This window comes from Gordonia pseudamarae, from assembly GCF_025273675.1.
Lineage (GTDB): Bacteria > Actinomycetota > Actinomycetes > Mycobacteriales > Mycobacteriaceae > Gordonia > Gordonia pseudamarae.
Window position 1 is genome coordinate 3,025,972 of sequence record NZ_CP045809.1, and the last position, 21,607, is coordinate 3,047,578.

Consider the following 21,607-nt stretch of genomic DNA (forward strand, 5'->3'; position numbering starts at 1 on the left):
CCCTAAACCTCAACCATAGACTTAGAGTTATGTCAAGTAGTTCCGTGTTGGTCACGACGCTAGGCACGTCGCGGCCGATGAGCCAGTAACGGCGCGGCGTGTCGCGAAGTTGCTCAACGAATTCGCCTCAACGGTGCCCGTTTCGCCTTGTCGGACACCGCGAACACGGCTACCTGAGACCAGGGTCACTTGAAGGCCGGGAAGTCAGGGCTCGATACGTTATAGAGCGTTCCCTTACGTGTCAACAAGTTCTTGAGTGCCCTGGCCTTTTCCTCTCCCCGATCGCTGTCGCCCCAGACCACGGTGCGCTCGCCCTTGAGGGCGAGCTCGATGTCGACCGGAGAGGTCGCCGCCACCGACACCAGGAGCCGGGTGAGATACGCCGGCAGGTCTGCCACCACCGACACCGCCGCCTTGGTCGTCGGGTCGGTGGGACCCGGATGTGCGGTGGTGAACCGCGGCAGCGCCGCGAACTCCGCGGGGATCGTCGTGCCCTCGCCGAATGTCAGATACGCCACTCCGAGACGGTCCAGGATCTGCGTGGTCCCACCGTCGACGATGCGGACCACGGGTCGTCGCTCGACGACCGAGATGGTCAGCGTCGACGGATACGAACGCTGCACCCGCGCCGACTCGATGGATTCGATCGCCGCGACCCGCCGCGCCACCGCCGCGGTGTCCACCCGCAACAGCGGCGTCCCCTGCGTGACATCGGCGACCGCGAGAATCTCACTCTCGGAGACTACCCGGTTGTCGAGAACCTCGGTGCTGCGCACCGACATGAGCGGCGTGTAGTAGGCGACCACCGCGCCACCGACAACCACCACGACGGCGAGCACCGTCCAAATCAGTCCCCGCCGGCGCAGCGCCGTGCGGCCGATCATCCCGCCGGCTCCCCCACCTGCGTCCGTGACCCGTCCGGCCGGTCGGCCAACGCGGCCAGGATCTCCGGACCCTGCATCGTGATGTCCCCGGCGCCGATCGTCAACACAATGTCACCCGGACGCGCCCGCTGCGCCACCAACTCAGGCAAGGCCGACAGGTCGGCGACGAACCGGCCCGGAACACTGAGCAGATCACTGATCGTCGCACCGCTGACACCCGGCTGCGGTGCCTCACGCGCACCGTAGACGTCGGCCACGAACACCTCGTCGGCCAGATCGAGAGCGGCGGCGAACTCATGCGCGAAATCAACCGTCCGCGAATACAGATGCGGTTGGAAGACCGCCAGGACACGGCCGGGCGGGCGGGCACCCGGCCCGCGATCGCGGGCCGCCGCCTCAGCCGCGGCGGCCACCACGTCACGCGCCGCCGTCAACACCGCACGCACCTCCGTGGGATGGTGGGCATAGTCGTCGACCACGGCCACGTCGTCAACAATCCCGCGCACCTCGAACCGCCGGTGCACACCGCCGAACGCGGCGATGCCCGCCAGTACCGCCCCGAGGCCGCCGCCGACCAGGACACAGCCCAGAACCGCACCGATTCCGTTGAGCGCCATATGCTTTCCCGGAAGCGTCACCGACAGTGGCAGTGTCCGCCGCTCATCTCCGGCAATCGTCTCCGCGAACCGCACCCGTGCCGCTCCCCCCGAGACACGTGGCGTGTACTCCTCCAGAACAGCCACATTGGGCACCTCGGCCGCCGACTCGGCATAGGTGCCCTCGCCGTATCCGACGACCTCGACGCCGCGCGCACGCAACGTTCGCGCACACCGTCCGCCCAATGCCGCCGCCCCCGGATCATCCAGACAGACGATGAGAGTGCCCCCGTCGGCGATACATTCGGTGAACCGGTCGAAGATCTCGACGTACGCCTCGCGGGTGCCGAAATGATCGAGATGATCGGCCTCGATATTGGTCACCACCACCACGTCGGGCCGGTATTCGAGCAACGAACCGTCGCTCTCGTCCGCCTCGGCGACGAACACATCGCCGGTGCCGTGGTGGGCGTTGGTGCCCGACTCGTTCAGCTCACCGCCCACCGCGAACGACGGATCGAGCCCACAGTGCTGCAGAGCGACCACCGACATCGATGTGGTGGAGGTCTTGCCGTGGGTGCCGGCGATCAGCAGCGTGCGGAAACCGGCCATCAACTCGGCCAGCACCACCGGCCGCAGCAACACCGGGATGCCCCGCGAACGGGCCGCGACGAGCTCGGGATTGGTCTTGGGGATGGCCGCGTACGTGGTGACGACCGCCGTCGGTCCGCCCGGAAGCTGATCGAGCGCCGACTGATCGTGCCCGATCTGCACCCGCGCACCCCGGGTGCGCAGCCCCAGGATGGCGCGGCTGTTCTTCGCGTCGGACCCCGACACCTGGCCGCCGCGGGCCAGCAGGATGCGCGCCAGACCCGACATGCCCGCCCCGCCGATACCGACCATGTGCACACGCCGCAATCCGACGGGCAGCGGCCGGTCCCGGTGGACGCCGCCGGACTCCCCGCCGGTCATCGCCTGCCCCGTGCCAGCTCCAGCGCCGCCGTGGCCACGGCCTCCGCGGCGTCGCGCGAACCCGTCGCCGACGCCGCCGCCGACATCGCCGCCAGCGCACCGCTGTCGGCCATCATCGCCGGAACGTGCTCGGCCACCCACTCGACGGTCATGTCGGCATCATCGACCAGCACCCCGCCACCGGCCTCGACCACCGGGACAGCGTTGAGCCGCTGCTCGCCGTTCCCGTGTGGCAACGGCACATAGACGGCGGGCAGACCGGTGGCCGAAACCTCCGCCACCGTCATCGCCCCGGACCGGCAGATCACCAGATCTGCCGCCGCATAGGCCAGATCCATACGCTTGAGATACCCCACACCGCGATACGGCGGGGCGCCGTCCGGGGACTTCGGCTCGATCGAGTTCTTGGGCCCGTAGGCGTGCAGCACCCCGATCCCGGCGGCACCGAGCGCCTCTGCGGCACCGGCCACCGCGTCATTGATCCGTTGGGCACCCTGCGAGCCACCGAAGACCAACAGCGTCGGCACATCGTCCAGCCCGAAATAGTGCCGGGCCTGCGCACGCAGCGCCGCACGGTCGAGTTCGACGAGCGCACCGCGCACCGGCATACCCACGACCTGCGCGTCGAGTCCCGAATCGGGCACCGCGGCCAACACCTTGTCGGCGAACCGCGCGCCGACCTTGTTGGCCACTCCGGCGCTGGCGTTGGCCTCATGGATGACGATGGGAATCCGCCGGCCGGATCGCACATACATGCGCGCGGCCAGATAAGCGGGCAACGACACATAGCCGCCGAATCCGATCACGACATCGGCGCGGACCTCCTTGAGCACCGCCCGGGTCGCCGCCACCGAACGCACCAACCGCACCGGCAGCCCGATCAGGTCCTTGTTCAGCTTACGCGGCAACGGCACCGGCGGAATCAGTTTCAGCGTGTACCCCCGCTCGGGTACCAGGGTGGTCTCCAGACCACGGGTGGTGCCCAGCGCGGTGATCGTGGCAGACGGATCGAGTCGGCGAACGGCGTCGGCCACCGCGAGCGCGGGTTCGATATGGCCGGCGGTGCCGCCGCCGGCCACGACCACCGACAACCCGCCGGCGCCGTCGCTTCGCTCGCGCGGCATTCCCCCGTCGCTTCGCTCGCTCGACATTCCCCCGTCGCTTCGCTCGCTCGACATTCCCCCGTCGCTTCGCTCGCTCGGGCCGATCGATCCTGATCCGGTCGGACCCGTTCCCGAACTCGTCACTGAACTACCGCTCCATTTCCGGTTGCTGTGGTGCCTGCCCGGTGAGACCGGTCACGCGGAGTAGCGTCCACCGCCCCGGCGCTCCCGGCCTTGTGTGCGTGGGGCCGGGTCTGCCCGGAGGTTGGCGCTGTACCCCGTACGGTAGTCGATCCGCAGCCGCGCGGTCCGCTCCCATCCGCTCGCGCCATCTGTGCCGGTGCCCACATTCATCCGGCCCGTCGCCCCCCGCGCCCGGCCCGTCGCCCCCCGCGCCCGGCGCGTTGCCGCGCCGCGGGTGCCGGTGGTGCGCTCGGCCGACCGGGGTGTCCCGCCCCGGCCCAACGACCAGCCGCCACGTGCGGCGGACGGACGGTTGGCCGGTGCCGACGGAACCTGTCCGCCCTCGCGTCTGTGGGTGTCCTGGGTGCGCTGCGATTTCCCGCGCTGGGTGGGAACCCGCGCCGCCCGGTACGGCACCGGTGCGGGCAACCGCGCCCAGCGGGTGCGTCCGGTGCGCCTGCCTACGGCCAGCGCGGCGACCGCGTCGGGTTCGTGGCGGGCGGCGTTCGCCATCAGCCCCAGCATCGCCAGCACGGTGAGCGCCGACGTACCGCCCGCCGACACCAACGGCAACTGGATACCGGTGACCGGCAGGATCCCGATCACATACCCGATGTTGATGAATGCCTGGGCGACGATGAGCACCGTGATGGTGGAGGTCAACAGCCGCAGGAACGGGTCGACCGATCTCGACGCGATGCGGAATCCGACATAGGCGAACAGCCCGAACAGCCCGACCACCATCAGCCCGCCGAGCAATCCCAGCTCCTCGCCGATGATCGCGAAGATGAAGTCGTTGTGCGCGTTGGGCAGGTAGTTCCATTTGGCCCGGCTCTGACCCAGGCCCTCACCGAAGACCCCACCGTTGGCCAGCGCGTACCCGGCCTGCCTGGACTGGTAGCCGGCACCCTGCGGATCGTCGATATGCCCGAGAAAGCTCATGACGCGCTGGGACCGGTAGCCGGCGACGAGGGACAGCAGCACCGCCAGCGCGGCACCGATCACGGCGAACGACCCGAACGCGGCCAGCGACAGCCCGGAGAACCACAGCAGTGCCGCGACGATGATGGCGATGGTGATGGTGGTGCTCAGGTTGGGTTCGAGCATGATCAGGACGCAGATCAGCACTGCCATCGGCAGCAGCGGAATCAGCAGTTCCTTCAGGCCCGCGTTCTCCTTGCGGCGGGCGGCCAGCACATGCGCGCCCCACACGCAGAGCGCGACCTTGACCAACTCGGACGGCTGCACCGACAGCCCCGCCACGGTGAACCACCGGCGCGCACCGTAGCTCTCGATGCCGATGCCCGGGATCAGTACCAGCACCAGCAGCACTGTGGTCACGGTGATCATCACCGCGGCCAGCCTGCGGAACATGCGCACCGGCATCCACAGGGTGAGGTAGAACACCACCACACCCATGAGCGCGAACACCAGCTGGGTGGTGAACAGCCCGTACGCCGACCCTTCCTTGGAGTAGCCCTCCACCGAGGATGCGGACAGGACCATCACCAGGCCGATCGTGGTGAGCGTTCCGGCCAGTGCCAGCACGAGATGGTACGAGGCCAGCGGCCGGCTCAACAGGCTGCCGACAACCTCCCGTACCGCGATGGTCACCGAGGTGACCTGTGCGCGGACACCCCGCTGCGCCGACGACGCGGACGTCATCGCGACGCCGATACGTCCGTACCCCGCAGCCCTCGGGCCGCGACGGCGAACGAATCGCCGCGACGGCCGTAGCCGGCGAACATGTCGAGCGAGGCCGCGGCAGGGGCGAGCAGGACCGCCTCGACCGGTTCTGAGCCCGGAGCGCTGTTCGCCTCGACCGCCAGACGCCACGCCTGGCGCACCGCGTGCCGCATCACCAGATCGGCCGGGGACTCAGCCCCGGCGGGACCGGGGTTCTCGGCAACCGGGACTCCGGCGACGAATCGCTGCACATTCACCGCACCATCGTCACCTGTGAACACTGTGACAGCTGGGACATCTGGGGCGTGTCGTGCAATCGAGTCGATGATGACGTCCCGATCCGTGCCGATCGCCACCGCCCCGGCGAGCCGATCACGCATCTCGACGAACAGATCATCGACCGAGGCACCCTTGAGCAGTCCACCCGCGATGAGCACCACCCGGTCGTGGGCGGCGATCGCCGCCCGCGCCGCATGCGGGTTGGTGGCCTTCGAATCATCGACGAAATCGATTCCGTCGATGGTCTCGACGACCTCGCCGCGATGTGCGGCCGGGGTGAAGTCGGTCAGTCCGGCCGTCACCGACAACGGCGCGACGCCCACCGCCAATGCCAGTGCCGCGGCGGCCAGGGCATCCGAGCAGCCGGACGGGCCCGCCGGGCGCACCTGTGCCGCCGGGATCAGCCGGCCCGCCCCGAACGCCCGATCGACGAGTACCCCGTCGTCGACGCCGAGTTGTCCGGCATCGGGTGCCGCCAGCGTGAAGCCGACGCGGCGGGTGGCGGTTCCGGTCTCGATCCCCGACGCCACCGCGTCGTCGAGGCCGACGACGCCGACCCGCCCGTGCAGGGCGGTCGCCTTGGCGTCCCGATAGGCGCCGAATGAGCCGTGCCAGTCGAGATGGTCCTCGGCGACGTTGAGGACCACACCGGCATCCGGCACGATCGACGGCGCCCAGTGCAGCTGAAAGGACGATAATTCGGCGCAGAGCACCTCGGCGCGGGGTTCGGCGGCCAACGCGTCCAGCACCGGCAGACCGATGTTCCCGCAGGCCGCGGCCACCCGGCCGTCCGCCGAGACGATGGATTCCAGCATCGAGGTGGTGGTGGTCTTGCCGTTGGTACCGGTCACCACCAGCCAGGTGCGCGGCGTGCCGAACCAGCCGGCCCGATCGATCCGCCAGGCCAGTTCCACCTCACCCCACACCGGTACGCCGGCCGCGGCGGCGGCCACGACCAGCTGATGCGTCGGCGCGAAACCCGGCGAGACGACCACCAGACCGGTGCGGTCGGTCCACCCCGGGTCGGCGAGCAGTTCATCGATCCCGACGCACCGGGCACCCGCCGCCCGCAGCTCCGCCGCGACCGGAACACCGGCATCCTGCGCGTCGGCGAACCTGGTGTCCGCGACGACCACCGGCACATCGGCCGCCAGCAGGTGCCGGGCCGCCGACGAGCCGGCGACCCCCGCGCCGCCGACGACGACCTCGCCGACGGTCAGCTCCACGATCGGTGTCCTCCGCATTCCGGACGACATGTCAGCCGCCCGTGACGAACTCGCTGTAGAACAGCGACAGGCCCAGTGCGCAGGCGATGGCCGTGAGCAGCCAGAACCTGATGATCACGGTCGTCTCCGCCCAGCCGCCGAGCTCGAAGTGGTGATGGAACGGCGCCATCCGGAACACCCGGCGCCCCGTGGTGCGGAAGAATGCGATCTGGATGACCACCGACATGATCTCGGCGACGAACAGCGCGCCGATGATCACGGCCAGTAGTTCGGTGCGGGTGGTGATGGACAGCCCGGCCAGCATGCCGCCGAGCGCGAGCGAACCCGTATCGCCCATGAAGATCTTCGCCGGTGCCGCGTTCCACCACAGGAATCCCAGACACGCTCCGCCGCCGGCGACCGCCACCACCGCCAGATCCAGCGGGTCACGCACCTGATAGCAGCCCGAGGTGATCTCCGCCGTCGACTTCGGCCCGCCCGCGCAGGCGTTGCGGTACTGCCAGAACGTGACCAGCACGTACGATCCCAGGACCATCGCCATCGAGCCGGCGGCGAGACCGTCAAGACCGTCGGTGAAGTTGACCGCATTGGACCAGGCCGCCACCACGAGCCAGCAGAACACCACGAACGCGACCGAACCCATCTTCATGACGTCGATGTCGCGCACGTACGACAGCGTGGTGCTGGCCGGGGCGTATCCGGCGTCGTTGCGGAACTGCAGCACCAGGACGCCGAACAGGATCGCGGCCACGAACTGTCCGACCGACTTGGCCGTCTTGTTCAGGCCGAGGTTGCGATGTTTGCGGATCTTGATGATGTCGTCGAGGAAACCGACACCACCGAGTACCGTGGCCAGACCCAGCACCAGCAGACCCGAGGCGGTGGGCCCTTCCCTGTCGGTCACCCACGCCACCAGGTGCGATCCGAAATATCCGGCCCACAGGGCGGCGATGATCGCCACCCCGCCCATCGACGGCGTGCCGCGTTTGGTCTGGTGACTCTGCGGGCCCTCGACCCGGATCTCCTGTCCGAAGCCGCGGTGCGAGAACAGCCGGATCAGGACCGGCGTCAACAGGATGGACACCGCGAGCGCGATGCCTCCGGCGATCAGAATCTGTGTCACAGCAGCTCCCCGCCCGTCAGTCGTTCCGGCCGACCGGGCAGCCGCATCGGTCCCAGGCGGTCATTCTCGCCCGCACAGCTCGTCACGTCGTACTCCATCTACTCATCACCGGGCCCAGACGCACCGCCGGCCGCCCAGTCCAGCTCGTATCCCAGCACCGTCGGCCACTGCCGCACCACATCAACCAGTTCTGCGGGTCCGGCGACCACCACGATGTCACCGGCCCGGGGGCGCCACGACTCGTCATCCTCATCTGCCGTCATCTCCAGCGCCTGCGCGGCATCCGGTACGATCCGTACCTCGTCGCCCCACGAACCCTCCATGATCGCGCCCTGGTACAGCGCGCGCACCGATCGGGAGCCGCCGACGCACAGGGTCTTGTCGATGGCCAGACGCACCACCAGCCGACCCACGAGATCGTGCTCGACGACGCGTTCGTTCTCACTGCGACCATCGGGTGCGGACGTATCGGCGGGCAGTTCCAGCTCACCGATCAACGCCCAGATCCGCACCGGCCCGTCCACCGGCACGGCACCGGCACGTAGTTGGGCGGCGGTCCGCAGCAGCTCCCTGATCTCGGCGACGCCGGCCGGGGCGTCGACCGACAGGATCGTCACCGTGCTCATCGGGCGGCCCCCAGCGCGTCGACTGCGGCGGCGAGTTCGACCCGGTCGTCAAAGGGATGCTTCACGCCGTCGATCTCCTGACCGGTCTCGTGTCCTTTTCCGGCCACCACCACGATGTCGCCCGGTCGGGCCCACTCGACGGCGGTGGCGATGGCGGCGCGCCGATCACCGACCTCCAGGATGTCGACGGCACCTGCGGGGCGATCGGCGGCCGGGACCCCCCGGGCACCGGCCATCACCGCGGACCGGATCGCCGCCGGCTCCTCGCTGCGCGGATTGTCGTCGGTGATCACCACCAGTTCGGCACCGCGGGCCGCGGCGGCACCCATCAACGCACGCTTGCCGGTGTCGCGGTCGCCACCGGCGCCGAGCACCACCGCGACGCGGCCGCCGATGGGCACACCGGACTCCCGGCCACCGGCGTTCACTTGGGCGCGCAAGGTGGCCAGCATCGCCTCGACCGCGCCGGGCTTATGCGCGTAGTCGACGAGCGCCAGAAACCCCTGCCCCCGCTCCACACGCTCCAGCCGACCCGGCACGCGGGTTTCCGCGATCCCCCCGATCGCCACGGGGGTCGCCACACCGGCGCCGGTGGCGATGGCGAGCGCGGTGAGTGCGTTGGCGATGTTGTACCCGCCCGGCAGCGGCACGGTCAGCTCGTACCGCACGCCGCGCGGACCGGTCACCGTCACCACCTGTTTGCCGTCGGCTGCCACCCGCGGCGCACCGGCACCCCAATGTGCGCCCACGCCGGTGGTGGAGACGGTCACCGGATCCGGTCGTGACCCGGTCGCCGCACCGCGCGCGACCTCGGCCATCCGCCGGCCCCACTCGTCGTCGACGCAGATCACCGCGCGCGACGCGTGTGTGGGCGAGCCCGCGGCGAACAACCGCGCCTTCGCGTCGAAGTACGCCTGCATCGTCTCGTGGAAGTCGAGATGGTCCTGCGACAGATTGGTGAAGGCGCCGATCGCGAAATGTGCGCCGTCGACCCGGCCGAGCGCCAGCGCATGGCTGGACACCTCCATCACCACAGAGTCGACCCCGTCCTCGACCATCGCGGCCAGGACCGCCTGCAGGGTGGGTGCCTCGGGGGTGGTCAGCGAACTGGGCACGGCCACACCGTTGATCCGGGTCCCGACGGTACCGATCAACCCCACCGATCGGCCGGCGGCCAGCAGGGCTGCCTCCACCATGTAGGCCGTGGTGGTCTTGCCCGATGTACCGGTGATCCCGATCAGTTTCAGACGTTGCGAGGGGTGGGCGTAGATGCGGGCGCTGACCGCCCCCAGGATGCGCCGTGGGTCCGGGTGGATGAGCACCGCGCAGCGGGCGTCCGGTGGCAGCGTCCGGGACAGTTCGGCCCTGCCCGCCGGGTCGGTGAGGATGGCGGTCGCACCCGCCTCCACTGCCGCGGCCGCGAACCTGGCGCCGTGGGTGTTGGCACCGGGAAGTGCCGCGAACAGGTCTCCGGGCTGAACATCCTGGCCACGCAGGGTCACGCCGGTGACCTGCGCGTCGTGGCCGTCGGCGCCGATCAGGTCGAGTCGCGCACCGGTCGCCGCGGACAGTACCGATACCTCGGTCGGCGCGACGACGCGTGGCCTGCGCGGTCCGCCGGAGCGGGCCTTGCCCTGGGCGCCCTGGTTACGCGGACGGCGATTCGAGGCCATGCGATCTCCTCTCCGCACTCTTTCCCGCACCGGAGCTCGCGGTCCGGCGGGTGGTCGCTGTTGGTGTCGGCTGTTCTGTTGGTGGCTGTTTTGCTGGTGGCTGTCTTGCTGGTGATGGACGTTTCGCGGCACCCGGCCGGGCGTCGGGCCCGCACATGCCGGGGATCGCCGACGAGCGCCCGTGGTGTGCGGTGAACCGCCGTTCCGCCGCCGACGGACAACTCACGATACCGACACCCCACGGCTCCCATCCGCACCCCCACCGGCGGGGCGCATTCTCGCTGACAGTTCCCGGATGCGCGGCCGGGCAGAGTGCGTGTCCCTAGTCCGCCCGCAGCACCAGTCGCGGCGCCGGATGCGCGGACAGCGGCACCCTGTCGCGTTGCAGCATCCACGAGGCGATGCCGGCGAACAGCGGTGCCGCCGACTGTCCGCCGGACCCGTCAGAACTGCGCTTGGGGTTGTCGAGCATGATCCCGATGACGTACCGCGGGTTGTCGGCGGGCGCGATGCCGGCGAAGGTGATGTTGTAGGAGTCGTTGGAGTAGCAGCCACAATCGGGATTGACCTGCTGCGCGGTTCCGGTCTTGCCCGAGACCTGGTAGCCGGGAACTGCGGCCTTGGTGCCGGTGCCCACCTGCACGCCCATCGGATCGTCCTGGACGACCGCGCGGAACATGTTCCGGACCGTCTTGGCGGTCGCCGGGCTCACCACCCGCACACCCCGCGGATGGGTGTCGTCGGCGCCGGACGAATTGTGCGCGCCGGTGCCCTCGTCGATGATGATCCGCGGCGGGATGCGGAGGCCGTCGTTGGCGATGGCCTGATACATCGCCGTCATCTGCAGCAGCGTCATCGACAGGCCCTGACCGATCGGCAGGTTGGCGAACGAGCCGCCGGACCACTGGCTCAGGGCGGGTACGGTGCCGGCGCTCTCGCCCGGCAGCCCCACATCGGTCCGGGTGCCGAGGCCGAATTTGGCGAGCAGGTCGGCGAAACGCTTCTCACCGACCTGTTTGGCCAGCATCAGGGTGCCGACGTTCGACGACTTCCCGAAGATTCCGGTGGTGGTGTACGGCTCGGGTCCGTGCGCCCAGGCGTCGTTGACCGTGACACCGGCCAGCTGAATGGAACCGGGAACCCGGTGCACCTGGTCGGGCGTGGTCAGCCCGTATTCGATGGCCGCCGCCGCGGTCACCAGCTTGCCCACCGATCCGGGCTCGAACGGCGAGGTGACCGACGGGTTGCCGAGGTTGGCGTTCTCCTGTTCGGACAGCGGTTCGGAGGCGTTGAAGGTGCTGTCGTTGGCCATTGCCAGCACCTCACCGGTGCGCGCGTCGAGGACCACCGCCGAGGCGTTCTTGGCGCCGGAGGCATCCTTGGCCTGTGCCACCGCCGTCTGCACGTACCACTGCACATCGGAGTCGATGGTGAGCCGCACGGTCTTGCCGTCGATAGCCGGGTGCGCGTTGCGAGTGCTGCCCGGGATCACCGCGCCGTCCGAACCCCGGTCGTAGGTGCGTGACCCGTCGGTGCCACCGAGCACCGGCTCCATGGATGCCTCCAGGCCGAGCAAGCCCTGACCGTCGTAGTCGACGTCGCCGACGATGTTGGCGGCCAGCGAGCCACCGGGGTACAGGCGGATCTGCTGCGGGTCGGCGCCCACCTCGGGGAACTCCTCGGTGATACGGGCACTGACCTCCGAACTCACCGACCTGGCCAGGTACTCGAAGTCATTGGTGCTGTTGAGCTTTGCCAACAGATCGGCCTCGCTGATCGATCCGCCCAGGGCCGAGGACACGCCCTTGGCGATCTCGGCCAGCCGCGTCTTCACCTCGGGCGCGGTCGAATCCTTGGCATGTGCGTCGGCGATGCTCTTGCGGACCGCGTTGGGCAGGAACGTCAGCGACCGGGCCTCGTCGGTGTAGGCGATCGGTCGGCCGTTGCGATCGAGGATGGCCCCGCGCTTGGCCGACAGGACCTGAGTGTATTCACGCTGCTGGGCGGCCTCGGCCGACAACGATCCGGCATCGATGACATGCACGAACACCATCCGCACGGCCACCACGATCACCGCGAGGATGATGGCGGCTCCGGCGATCTTGGCGCGGAAGGCGAATCCTCCTGTGCCCGTGGAATCGTCGTCCGATCGCGGCCCGGCCGGTCCGCCCGTGCCCGACGCACCGCCGCGCGCGCGGGGTGCGGCGGGATCGGACCGGGCTTCCCGCCTGCCCGACAGCACGGCCGAACCACTGCCCCAGCCGCCGGCCGATCGGCTACCCGACCGATCAGAGGTGGTTCGTGTCATGGTTGGCAATTGTCCATCGGTTTACCCCGACTGCCCCGAATTTCCGCCCGGCGGGTTGCTCACAGCCGTCGGCAGAACGTTGGGCGCGAGGGTGGTGCCCGACGTCTCCGGCGTCCGGGTGGACGGCGAATTCGACTGTGCACCGGAGGAGTTGGTATCGGCCGCCGGGGTCTGTGACGATGCGGACGGGTTGTCGTTGCCGTCCAGTCCGTTCGAGTCGTCGACCTTGGTCTTGTCGATCTTGTCGAGGGGGTCCTCGGTCTTGGCGGTGTCGTTGATGGACGGCAGCGACCGCCCCTGCGCGGGCGACAGCTGCCCCACCACCCGGCGCGTTCCGTTGCCCTCGACGATCATCCGCGGCGGATTGTCCGACGGGATCATCCCGAGCTTGCCGGCCTTGTCCGAGAGCGCCGTCGCCGAATCTCCGGATTCGAAGGTCTGCTTGAGGGTATCCACCCGATCGGACAGGCTCTGATTCTCGTTGCGCGCCACGCCGAGGCGATAGGAGTCCTGCGCCGCCTTGGTCGACAGCCACAGACTCAGCCCCAGTCCCGCGACCAGCACGATCACGATCGGAACCACGAAGGGGATGCGACGGACGCGGCCGGTGCGCGAGGCCGCCGCATCGCCACCGCGGGCGATCCGGCGGCTGCGACGGTCGATCGCACGCTGTGCCAGTGCCGACCTGCTCGCCCGCTCACCACCGGCCGTCCGGCCTGCCCTGCGGCCGGTCGTCGTGGTCGCCGCCGTGGCCGCACCCCGGGTTCTGGTCGCCTTGTCGTGCAGGAGGGTCATAGGGTCAGCCCTTCTCCTCGATTCGCTCGATCACCCGGACACGTACCGGGGCCGAACGTGGATTGGTGTGCAGTTCGTCATCGTCCGGTCGGACCGCACCGCGCGTGATGAGCGCGAACTCCGGTCCGCTGCCCGGCAATTCGACGGGCAACCCGGGCGGGGTGCGCGAGGCCGTCCGCACGGCGAACTCACGCTTGACGATCTTGTCCTCGAGCGACTGATAGCTCATCACCGCGACCCGGCCGCCGACACGCACCAGGTCCAGAGCCGCCGGCAACGCCTCCGACAATGCGGCGAGCTCACTGTTGACCTCGATCCGCAACGCCTGGAACGTCCGCTTGGCCGGATGCCCGCCCGTCCGCCGGGTGGCCGCGGGAATCGTCTCGTACAGCAGCGCGACGAGCCTGGCGCTGTTGGTGAACGGTTCGCGTTCCCGCTCACGCAGCACCGCCGAGGCTATCTTTCCGGCGAAGCGCTCCTCGCCGTACTCGTGCAGGACGCGGGCGAGTTCACCGTGGGAGTAGGTGTTCAGGATGTCGGCGGCGGTGAGCGTGCCGGACGGATCCATCCGCATGTCCAGCGGGGCGTCGACGGCGTAGGCGAACCCCCGGTCCGGTCGGTCGAGTTGCATCGACGACACGCCCAGATCGAACAGCGCGGCGTCGATCCGGGTGTGTCCGCCGGCCGCGACCACCTCGGGCAGTTCGTCGAATCGCGCGTGGTGGAAGGAGATCCGGTCACCGAAGTCGGCCAGCCGGGCACGGGCGATCGCCAGCGCCGACTCGTCGCGGTCGATGCCGATCACCGTGACGTGGGGATAGGTGCGCAGGGCGAGTTCGGCATGTCCCCCGGCGCCGAGGGTCGCGTCGACAAGGACCGGTGACGAGTCCGAACCGGCTCCACCCACGGGCAGCGCCGGTCCCAGCAGGTCGATCATCTGCTGGACCATCACCGGGACGTGACCGTGGTCCGCGGACGGGTGTGGAGGCTGATCGGTCATTCGGCGCCCCCTTCGGCCTTACCGGAATCGGATCTCGTGGGCACGGTCGAGGGCAGGCCGCGGACACAGGGCGCCGCGAACGTCCGCGTGATGTGTTCTCGACGAGGGGCCCGGCGCGAAGAGGTCTCGGTCCGGACACGCACCTGGCGTTGGGGAAGTACGCCAGGGTCGCTCCGGGCCGAGGCCTCACCGCACCGGCAGACCCTGCCCAGTCGGTGACACCTATTCGTGATGTGCGGGTGAGCCGACTACAACAGTGAATCCAGCGCCGCGGAGTTTGCGGCCGAGAAGTTCTCTTCGTGTTGTCCTTGGTAGTTGTTCCATGTGTGGGCATCCCAGATCTCCAGATGATCGAAACCACCGATCACCACGCATTCCTTCACCAGGCCGGCATACTCCCGATGACCGGCGGACAGCGAGATCCGCCCTTGGGCATCGGGACGTTGCTCATCGGAACTGGCGAAGAAGTAGCGCTGGAAGGCTCTGGCCTCAGGATCGTTTCGCGATGCTTCCCGCAGTCGGTCCGCGACGATGTCGAAGTCCTCCAGCCGGTACACCGACAGGCTGCGGTCCTGGCCTCGTGTGACCATCACCCCTCCTGCCAGTGCTTCGCGAAACTTTGCCGGCAACGTCAGTCGCCCCTTGTCGTCCATCTTTGGCGTGTAGGTGCCGACAAGTCGCGCAGACATGCCGCCTCCTCACACACCCACCAAGTTCGGGCAACAAGGTCACTCGTGCTCGGTAGCTGCCACTGTACCCCACTTTGCCCCACTTTCCACCCCGCTGACCCCCCGTTCCGCCTCCACCGATCAGAAACTCGCAGTTCAGGGCGGCAAAATGTAGCCCTCGACAGCGACACGCCGATGACGAAAATTCCGATACAGGTGTGGTGAATGTGTCTAGAGGGCTGAAAGTGACACCGAAATCGCCTTGATTGCCCGTCCTATCGGCCAGGTGGGGAGAAGTGGGGCGTTTCAGTGGGGCGGGGTGGGGAATGCCGGGTGGGGCGGGAGACCTCGATGGAACGCCGAACGGCGAGAGCCGCACATCCGGTGGATGTGCGGCTCTCGCCGACGTTATGTATGCGCTCACCGCGCAGGCTAGTCCTGTTCGAACCGCCGGTTGAAGCGTTCTTCCATGCGATCGGAAAGACTTCGCTTGGCCGGACTCGCGGACCTGGCTCCTCCGGCATTCGTGTCCGTGGCCGCACCTGCCGCACCACGAGTGGGCCGAGCTCCTCCCCATAGTGCGAGGAGACCGCCACTGAACATGACGAGGAAGCCGATGAGGCTGACGATGGGGAAACCACCGATCTTGAGGCCGATCGCGAGGCCTCCGACAAGCAGGACGAGGCCGATCACGAAAACGGCGAACGCTTGCAGTCGACGTCGTCCGTCGGCCTTTCCGAGCCGTCGGCTCTTGACGCTCGACGCGAACTTCGGGTCTTCGGCATACAGAGCGTTCTCGATCTCTTCGAGCATCCGCTGCTCGTGCTCCGAGAGTGGCACCGACCCTCCTTACTCCTGCTGATCGTCCGTCACAGCTGCCGCGGGACGAATTACCGTTGCCGCGCCCTGGCGTACGCAGCCCTACTGTTCATGATACGAGGTGAAGGCCCCCGCGACCACCAGTACATCAGACGTATTCATCGACACCCGGAGCACGCACCCATCGCGCGGTGCCGATGCCGATCACGGCAGAGCCGACGATCATGACGGAACCACAGATCGAGTGTAACGGGCAGGGACGAAACCGACTGATGTAACACGGTTGTCATGCAGTATATATGCCCGCGGGCCGTTGATGCGCCAGCTTGCCCTGCTCGTATGCCACAACGAGACTTTCGGCCCTGTCGAGCAGATCGAGCAGCTCGCCCCTGAGCGCATGGAGATCGCCGGGCGGGACGGTCCGCGTAAGCCCCGCTTCGATGTTCATCCGCGTGGATGACCTCTCGTCCATGCGCCGCGCGGACTCGGCGAGTTCCGGGATCAGCAGGCCGATCCGCTTCCACGCACTCCGCGAACCGCGCCGCGAGCGGACCGGGATCACCCGGGGCTCGTACACCGCCAGGGCCGCCCCCGCCGCGCGCAGAGCCGCCAGGTAATACTGCCGGAACCGTTCGGCATCGTCAGGCACGCCGTCGGCGTTGTCGCGAAGCACGTGCGCCCGCTCGAGCATGCCTCGCGCACGATCGACGATCACGGGGTCGATGACCACCTGCCGACCAGTCATGTCCACACCTCCCTCGATACCGAACCGGCACGATCGGCGTTCAACCGCCGACGCAAGGCCATCGTCGCTCCGGGGGTACGACATTCCGACCGCGAAAGCACTCCGACCGCGAAAGCACTCCGGCCGGGAACGCCATGACCGGTCGCCGCACCGGCGCGACGCCGGGGTGCGGTGCGGGGATGCGCGCTTCCCTCGCCCATCGCCGCACCGCACGCCACGTTCACCGCGCACGTGGTCGGCCTTGCGGCCGGCGCACCTGCGCGCGGTGATGTCGAGGAGTTGATGTGCGGCTTGCGGAGGCCAGGACATCGAACATCCGTTCGACGTATTCAATAATAGCCAGACATCCGCACGTCGGCAAGGCGTGGCGGCAACGATCAGACCGGAGAGGACGCCCACACCGTGACGATCCGTCTCGTCGACCTTCTCGGGCAGGATTCCCGGATCTGGCTCGACCCCGCTCTCGACGTGTACGTCACCGCCATGAACTACCCGGGCGGGACCCAGGCGCACCGCGCACCGCTGTGGCGCGAACACATCACCCGGCCGGGCTGGCGGGCCGTCGGAGCCGTCGCACGCGTCGGCCACCGGGACGCTTCGGCCCCGTGGGCCGCCGCGCGGCGGCTGGCCCCGCCCGTCGCACTCGCCGAGGACGAACTCCTGGTCGGCATCGCCTACGGTTACCGCGGCGCGCCCGACCAGTGGTGGAACCAGCAGTTGCGGTACGGACTGCGGCATGCGGGAGCCCCCGGCGACTACATCGAACGGGTCACCGCCGACTACTTCGAGCTGACCGAACTCCACGTGCACCCCACCGCGCAGGGCCGGGGCATCGGCCGCCATCTGCTCACCCGGCTACTGGCCGACCGACCCGAGGCATCGGTCCTGCTGTCCACCCCGGAGAACCCTGCGGGCCCCAATCGGGCGTGGTCACTGTACCGGCGGATGGGCTTTGCCGACGTCCTGCGGCATTTCACCTTCGCCGGCGACCCGCGGCCGTTCGCCTTCCTCGGCAGACCGTTGCCCCTACCGTTGCCGCCGGTGGAGGCGGCGGTGGCGACCGACCGGCGATGACCCCGGGCAGGCACTTACCCGGCACCCGTCGGCCCGATAGCTAGGTAATGCTAGCCTCACTTGTTGTTCCCGCATGCCCCCAGCTCCACCCCGAGCGTTCATGAAAGACGGTCGAAACCGATGCCTGGTGAGATCACATCGCTTCGAGCCACGTCGATGTCGCGTCGTCGCCGACAGGTCGCCGTATGTGCCCTTGCCGTGACCGCACTCGGTGCCGGTGTGCTGACAGGATGCTCGGACGAGACCGACGCCATCCCCAACCCGGTCGACAAGCGGATCAGCGCGAGCAACGACGGTACCGACTTCGAGCCGTGCACCGGACTCAACGCCGCCGGTGTGCGCGACCTCGGATTCGATTCGAGGACATGGACCGATGTCTCCATGAGTGGTGCGGGACCTCGCGGTTGCCGGGCCACCAACGAGAAGGAAACCCTGACGCTCCTGGTGCTCGATGCCGCGCCACAGGTGCTCTACCCGCGGACCATCGCCGAATGGGTCGGCAACGATCAGGGCTCCAACGTCGACAAGTACCGCTTCCTCAACGCGGACGCGTGCGCCGCCGTCACCTACTCCGACGACTCGGTGGTCGTCGCGGCGGTCTCCAACGATGATCAGCAGGCCGCTGAGCCCCGGGACCCCAAATGCGGCAAGGCCGTCTCTGCCGTCCGGACCGTGCTGGGCAAACTCAACCCGCCCACGGTCAAGCCGAAGTTCGACGTCACCTCCGCCGACACGCGCGACCTGGGATACACCTACGCACTGCAGGTGGGACGACTGCCCAGGCCGATCCGGACACAGGTCGCCGACATCGTCGACGGCACCGGACGGATCAGGCCCCACGTGGACATGCTCGCCAACGCCTCCGACGCCGACGCGGCCGACCCCGACGAGCAGATCGCGTTGATCGAGAAATCGCTCACCGAGCCGGAATGATCGCCGGTATCATCGGAGGATCTCCGTGGCCATGCCGATGTCATCGGTGTAGACCGCATCCAAGCCCAATTCCACGGCACGGGCCAGTCGTACGGGATCGTTGAGCAACGATCCGAAGGCCGCGACCCCGCGTGCGTGTGCGGCGGCCACGCCGTGGGCCGTCCATGCCTCCGGCGGCGAGTTCTGCGCATCGATCCGGTCCGCGGCCAGCGAGTCCAGGTACTTCTCGTGGTCGAAGCCGGGCGCCTCACGGGTCGTCGCGGTCGCCTCGTGCACCAGCCGAACCGCGGGTTCCCGGGCGCGGACGGCCCGCAGCAGGTTCAGGTCCTCATGCACCAGCCACAGGCGCTCCACCGCGCCCGCCGCGCGCGCCACCTCGATCGCGGGCAGCGCCGCACCCGCCACCTTCACGTCGACACTCAGGTCAAAATCGGTGCCGAACACGCGATAGAGATCAGCCATCCGCAGCACCCCGACGGTGCCGAGGGCATCGGCCGAGAGCACGGCCGGCACCACCGGGACCGTGCCGATCACCGTGAACACGTCGTGGATCAGCACCGGATCGCCGTCCCTCGAGAGCCGGATGTCGGATTCCAGGTCCACACCCGCGCGCAATGCCCGCGCGAAAGCGGGCGGTGAGTTCTCCCGACCGCCGTGATCGGAGCCACCCCGATGCGCGAACACACGTGCCACAGCCGACGATGCTGCCAGCACCGCCACGACGGCGCAATGACCGCCCCGCGCCTCTTCCGCTCGCCCGGGCACACAAAACCGGTGCGGCGCACGGTACGCCGGTGGTGGCACATCTGGCACGATGATCGGGTGCACTCGTCCTCCGGTCCCGTCACCACACCCCGTGTCACCGTCGGCCGTTCGGGGTTCAGGCCCTCGGTGTCCAGGCCCTCGGTGGCACTGCTCGCGCTCGCCGCGCTGATGCTGTGCTCGCCCCTGCTGACCGGCTGTCTGGAGCGTTCCACCACCGTCGGAGACCGGTTCTCCGGATCCATCGTGGCCGCCTCGTCGCCCGACAATCCGGCGGGCACGCCCCAGTTCGACATTCCCGATTCGATGACCGACCAGGTCAGCGTGTCCGAGTTCACCCAGGAACCCGAGCAGAACACCACCACAGCACCGTCCGCCGACGGCGACAAGAACCCGGCGGCACGGCTGCGGCTGGCCGGCACCACGGCATCGTTCGCCGACCTGACCATGGGACAACTGGCCCAGCTCGGCGATGTCATCGCCGACTCGTTCGGCGACACGGGCGTCAGCGTGGATCTGTCGGCGACCCGCCGCGATGACATCGTGCGTTTCCGGGGCGCGGCCGACCTGACAGGTCTGCTGACCAACCGCGACTATCTGGAGGTCAATATCACCTTCGGCGGGCCGATCAGCGCCACCAACGGGGAACAGATCAGCGACACCTCGGTGTCCTGGTCCCCGACCATGGGCAAGGGCGCCGATTTCACCGCGGACGCCGAATACGCGGACCCGGCCACCGCGGCACTGCCGAGCTGGTCGGTGTTCTTCGGCGCCATCTGTCTGCTCGCCGTCGGTGCGGTGATCGTGCTCGCCTACCAGTCGAAAAGCACCGCCCCGCGTCCCGGCAGGCCGGCGCCGCCCTCCGGAAAATCGATCGGATCACGTACCCGATAGCCGGGCCGCCCGTTGAGCGCGCAGGGATCCCGCTCCCACACCGCACATTCGGTCATCACCGGTGTGGCCGCGGCCCTCATCGGCTACACCAGCACATTCGCCGTGGTGCTGACCGGACTGCAGACCGTCGGCGCCGACCGCCGACAGGCCACCACCGGCCTGGTCGCGCTGTGTTTCGCCATCGGAGTGGTCAGTCTGTGGTTGAGCAGGCGATACCGCATGCCGCTGACGATTGCGTGGTCGACGCCCGGCGCGGCGGTGCTGGTAAGCGCGGGCCAGATCACCGGCGGCTGGGCGGCGGCGGTCGGTGCGTTCATCGTCGCCGCGCTGCTGGTGGTGGTCACCGGACTGTGGCCCGGACTGGGCCGGCTCGTGGCGGCCATCCCCGCACCGATCGCGCAGGCGATGCTCGCGGGCATTCTGCTCGACCTGTGCCTGACTCCGGTGTCGGCGGTCGCCGAATATCCGGCGCAGGTCGCCCCGATCCTGATCGTGTGGCTGGCCGCATTCGTGCTCTCACCCCGGTGGGCCATCGTCGCAGCCTTCGTGACCGCGCTGGTGGTGGTCGCCCACGACGCGATCACCGGGGACGCCCCGAGTATCCACTGGCTGCCCGAGGCCGCGGCCACGATGCCGTCACTGACCTGGTCGGCCGTCGTGAGCATCGCGCTCCCCCTGTACATAGTCACGATGGCGGCGCAGAACGTTCCCGGTGTCGCCATCATGAGCTCGTACGGATTCACCGTCCCGTGGCGTGCCGCGCTCACCGCGACCGGCCTGGGTTCGGCGGTGGCCGCCCCGTTCGGTGCGCACGCGGTCAACCTCGCCGCCATCACCGCCGCACTGCCGGCATCGGACGAATCGCATCCCGATCCCGCGCAGCGGTGGCGTACGTCGGCGACCCTGGGCATCGCATATCTGACGCTCGCCGTCACCACCAGCGCGCTGATCAGTTTTCTGGCGGTCGCACCCGCCGAGATCATCGCCACCGTGGCAGGTCTGGGACTGCTGGGCACGCTGGGGTCATCACTGCGCGCCGCGCTCGTCGACGAGTCGGTGAGCCGGCCGGCCGACTGCCGCACCGCGGCGGTGATCACCTTCGTCGTCGCGGCCTCCGGAACCACCATCGCCGGGATCAGCTCGTCGTTCTGGGCGCTGATCGTCGGCCTGGCCGTCTACGGTGTCACATGGCGCCCACTCGCAAGCTCGCGGATCGTGGGCCACAAGCCGTTCCGATCATGACATGGCGCCCACTCGC

The 21,607-nt window shown here is 68.8% G+C and carries 19 protein-coding genes; 4 read left to right on the forward strand and 15 right to left on the reverse strand.

The window, feature by feature from the left end; genetic code table 11:
• Positions 1 to 185: 185 nt before the first annotated feature.
• From GII31_RS13270 to GII31_RS13335, 14 genes are all read right to left on the reverse strand, one after another.
• Positions 186 to 884 (reverse strand): cell division protein FtsQ/DivIB, encoded by a 699-nt coding sequence (locus tag GII31_RS13270; protein WP_213243724.1) that lies wholly within the window; start codon positions 882 to 884, stop codon positions 186 to 188.
• A complete protein-coding gene (murC, locus tag GII31_RS13275; protein ID WP_213243726.1) occupies positions 881 to 2,452 on the reverse strand; it encodes a UDP-N-acetylmuramate--L-alanine ligase in 1,572 nt (523 codons plus the stop codon). The genes GII31_RS13270 and murC overlap by 4 nt, the downstream gene beginning before the upstream one ends.
• On the reverse strand, positions 2,449 to 3,603 hold the full coding sequence (gene murG / locus GII31_RS13280; RefSeq protein ID WP_213243728.1) for an undecaprenyldiphospho-muramoylpentapeptide beta-N-acetylglucosaminyltransferase: 1,155 nt from the start codon (positions 3,601 to 3,603) through the stop codon (positions 2,449 to 2,451). The genes murC and murG overlap by 4 nt, the downstream gene beginning before the upstream one ends.
• Before the next feature lie 147 nt (positions 3,604 to 3,750).
• Positions 3,751 to 5,403 (reverse strand): putative lipid II flippase FtsW, encoded by a 1,653-nt coding sequence (ftsW, locus tag GII31_RS13285; protein ID WP_213243730.1) that lies wholly within the window; start codon positions 5,401 to 5,403, stop codon positions 3,751 to 3,753.
• On the reverse strand, positions 5,400 to 6,947 hold the full coding sequence (murD, locus tag GII31_RS13290) for a UDP-N-acetylmuramoyl-L-alanine--D-glutamate ligase (RefSeq protein WP_260839978.1): 1,548 nt from the start codon (positions 6,945 to 6,947) through the stop codon (positions 5,400 to 5,402). Before murD ends, ftsW begins: the two co-directional genes overlap by 4 nt.
• Positions 6,948 to 6,960: 13 nt before the next feature.
• A complete protein-coding gene (mraY, locus tag GII31_RS13295) occupies positions 6,961 to 8,052 on the reverse strand; it encodes a phospho-N-acetylmuramoyl-pentapeptide-transferase (RefSeq protein WP_213243745.1) in 1,092 nt (363 codons plus the stop codon).
• A 98-nt stretch (positions 8,053 to 8,150) separates the two neighbouring features.
• Complete coding sequence (locus tag GII31_RS13300; protein ID WP_213243747.1) at positions 8,151 to 8,678, reverse strand: UDP-N-acetylmuramoyl-tripeptide--D-alanyl-D-alanine ligase; 528 nt, start codon at positions 8,676 to 8,678, stop codon at positions 8,151 to 8,153.
• A complete protein-coding gene (locus GII31_RS13305) occupies positions 8,675 to 10,351 on the reverse strand; it encodes a UDP-N-acetylmuramoyl-L-alanyl-D-glutamate--2,6-diaminopimelate ligase (protein WP_213243749.1) in 1,677 nt (558 codons plus the stop codon). Before GII31_RS13305 ends, GII31_RS13300 begins: the two co-directional genes overlap by 4 nt.
• A 322-nt stretch (positions 10,352 to 10,673) precedes the next feature.
• A complete protein-coding gene (locus tag GII31_RS13310) occupies positions 10,674 to 12,659 on the reverse strand; it encodes a peptidoglycan D,D-transpeptidase FtsI family protein (protein WP_213243751.1) in 1,986 nt (661 codons plus the stop codon).
• A 21-nt stretch (positions 12,660 to 12,680) separates the two neighbouring features.
• Positions 12,681 to 13,454 (reverse strand): RodZ family helix-turn-helix domain-containing protein, encoded by a 774-nt coding sequence (locus tag GII31_RS13315; RefSeq protein WP_213243753.1) that lies wholly within the window; start codon positions 13,452 to 13,454, stop codon positions 12,681 to 12,683.
• 4 nt (positions 13,455 to 13,458) lie between these two features.
• Positions 13,459 to 14,454 (reverse strand): 16S rRNA (cytosine(1402)-N(4))-methyltransferase RsmH, encoded by a 996-nt coding sequence (rsmH, locus tag GII31_RS13320; protein ID WP_213243755.1) that lies wholly within the window; start codon positions 14,452 to 14,454, stop codon positions 13,459 to 13,461.
• A 248-nt stretch (positions 14,455 to 14,702) separates the two neighbouring features.
• Positions 14,703 to 15,143 (reverse strand): division/cell wall cluster transcriptional repressor MraZ, encoded by a 441-nt coding sequence (gene mraZ / locus GII31_RS13325; protein WP_213243758.1) that lies wholly within the window; start codon positions 15,141 to 15,143, stop codon positions 14,703 to 14,705.
• 411 nt (positions 15,144 to 15,554) lie between these two features.
• On the reverse strand, positions 15,555 to 15,962 hold the full coding sequence (locus GII31_RS13330; protein WP_213243760.1) for a DUF3040 domain-containing protein: 408 nt from the start codon (positions 15,960 to 15,962) through the stop codon (positions 15,555 to 15,557).
• Positions 15,963 to 16,227: 265 nt separating this feature from the next.
• The gene (locus tag GII31_RS13335; RefSeq protein ID WP_213243762.1) at positions 16,228 to 16,686 is read right to left on the reverse strand and encodes an SAV_6107 family HEPN domain-containing protein; all 459 of its coding nucleotides are present in this window, start codon (positions 16,684 to 16,686) and stop codon (positions 16,228 to 16,230) included.
• Between the two features lie 402 nt (positions 16,687 to 17,088).
• Between GII31_RS13335 and GII31_RS13340 the strand changes: the two genes are divergently transcribed.
• A complete protein-coding gene (locus GII31_RS13340) occupies positions 17,089 to 17,760 on the forward strand; it encodes a GNAT family N-acetyltransferase (RefSeq protein ID WP_213243764.1) in 672 nt (223 codons plus the stop codon).
• Between the two features lie 198 nt (positions 17,761 to 17,958).
• On the forward strand, positions 17,959 to 18,693 hold the full coding sequence (locus tag GII31_RS13345; protein ID WP_213243766.1) for a DUF3558 domain-containing protein: 735 nt from the start codon (positions 17,959 to 17,961) through the stop codon (positions 18,691 to 18,693).
• Positions 18,694 to 18,702: 9 nt separating this feature from the next.
• Here the strand turns inward: GII31_RS13345 and GII31_RS13350 are convergent, their stop codons facing one another.
• Entirely contained in the window at positions 18,703 to 19,386 is a 684-nt protein-coding gene (locus GII31_RS13350; protein WP_213243768.1) for a glycerophosphodiester phosphodiesterase, read from the reverse strand.
• 129 nt (positions 19,387 to 19,515) lie between these two features.
• On the opposite strand from GII31_RS13350, the gene GII31_RS13355 reads away from it, so the two are divergent.
• Positions 19,516 to 20,349 carry an LppM family (lipo)protein gene (locus GII31_RS13355; protein WP_213243770.1) on the forward strand — a complete coding sequence of 278 codons (834 nt, stop codon included), beginning with the start codon at positions 19,516 to 19,518 and terminating at the stop codon, positions 20,347 to 20,349.
• Positions 20,350 to 20,361: 12 nt separating this feature from the next.
• Positions 20,362 to 21,591, forward strand: a complete 1,230-nt coding sequence (locus tag GII31_RS13360) for a benzoate/H(+) symporter BenE family transporter (RefSeq protein ID WP_213243772.1) — start codon at positions 20,362 to 20,364, stop codon at positions 21,589 to 21,591.
• The last annotated feature ends 16 nt before the right edge of the window (positions 21,592 to 21,607 follow it).

Coding starts and splice junctions, on each gene's coding strand:
- GII31_RS13270 (WP_213243724.1), bottom strand. CDS start 884: ATGATCGGCCGCACGGCGCTGCGCCGGCGGGGACTGATTTGGACGGTG.
- murC (WP_213243726.1), bottom strand. CDS start 2,452: ATGACCGGCGGGGAGTCCGGCGGCGTCCACCGGGACCGGCCGCTGCCC.
- murG (WP_213243728.1), bottom strand. CDS start 3,603: ATGTCGAGCGAGCGAAGCGACGGGGGAATGCCGCGCGAGCGAAGCGAC.
- ftsW (WP_213243730.1), bottom strand. CDS start 5,403: ATGACGTCCGCGTCGTCGGCGCAGCGGGGTGTCCGCGCACAGGTCACC.
- murD (WP_260839978.1), bottom strand. CDS start 6,947: ATGCGGAGGACACCGATCGTGGAGCTGACCGTCGGCGAGGTCGTCGTC.
- GII31_RS13300 (WP_213243747.1), bottom strand. CDS start 8,678: ATGAGCACGGTGACGATCCTGTCGGTCGACGCCCCGGCCGGCGTCGCC.
- GII31_RS13305 (WP_213243749.1), bottom strand. CDS start 10,351: ATGGCCTCGAATCGCCGTCCGCGTAACCAGGGCGCCCAGGGCAAGGCC.
- GII31_RS13310 (WP_213243751.1), bottom strand. CDS start 12,659: ATGACACGAACCACCTCTGATCGGTCGGGTAGCCGATCGGCCGGCGGC.
- GII31_RS13315 (WP_213243753.1), bottom strand. CDS start 13,454: ATGACCCTCCTGCACGACAAGGCGACCAGAACCCGGGGTGCGGCCACG.
- rsmH (WP_213243755.1), bottom strand. CDS start 14,454: ATGACCGATCAGCCTCCACACCCGTCCGCGGACCACGGTCACGTCCCG.
- mraZ (WP_213243758.1), bottom strand. CDS start 15,143: ATGTCTGCGCGACTTGTCGGCACCTACACGCCAAAGATGGACGACAAG.
- GII31_RS13335 (WP_213243762.1), bottom strand. CDS start 16,686: ATGACTGGTCGGCAGGTGGTCATCGACCCCGTGATCGTCGATCGTGCG.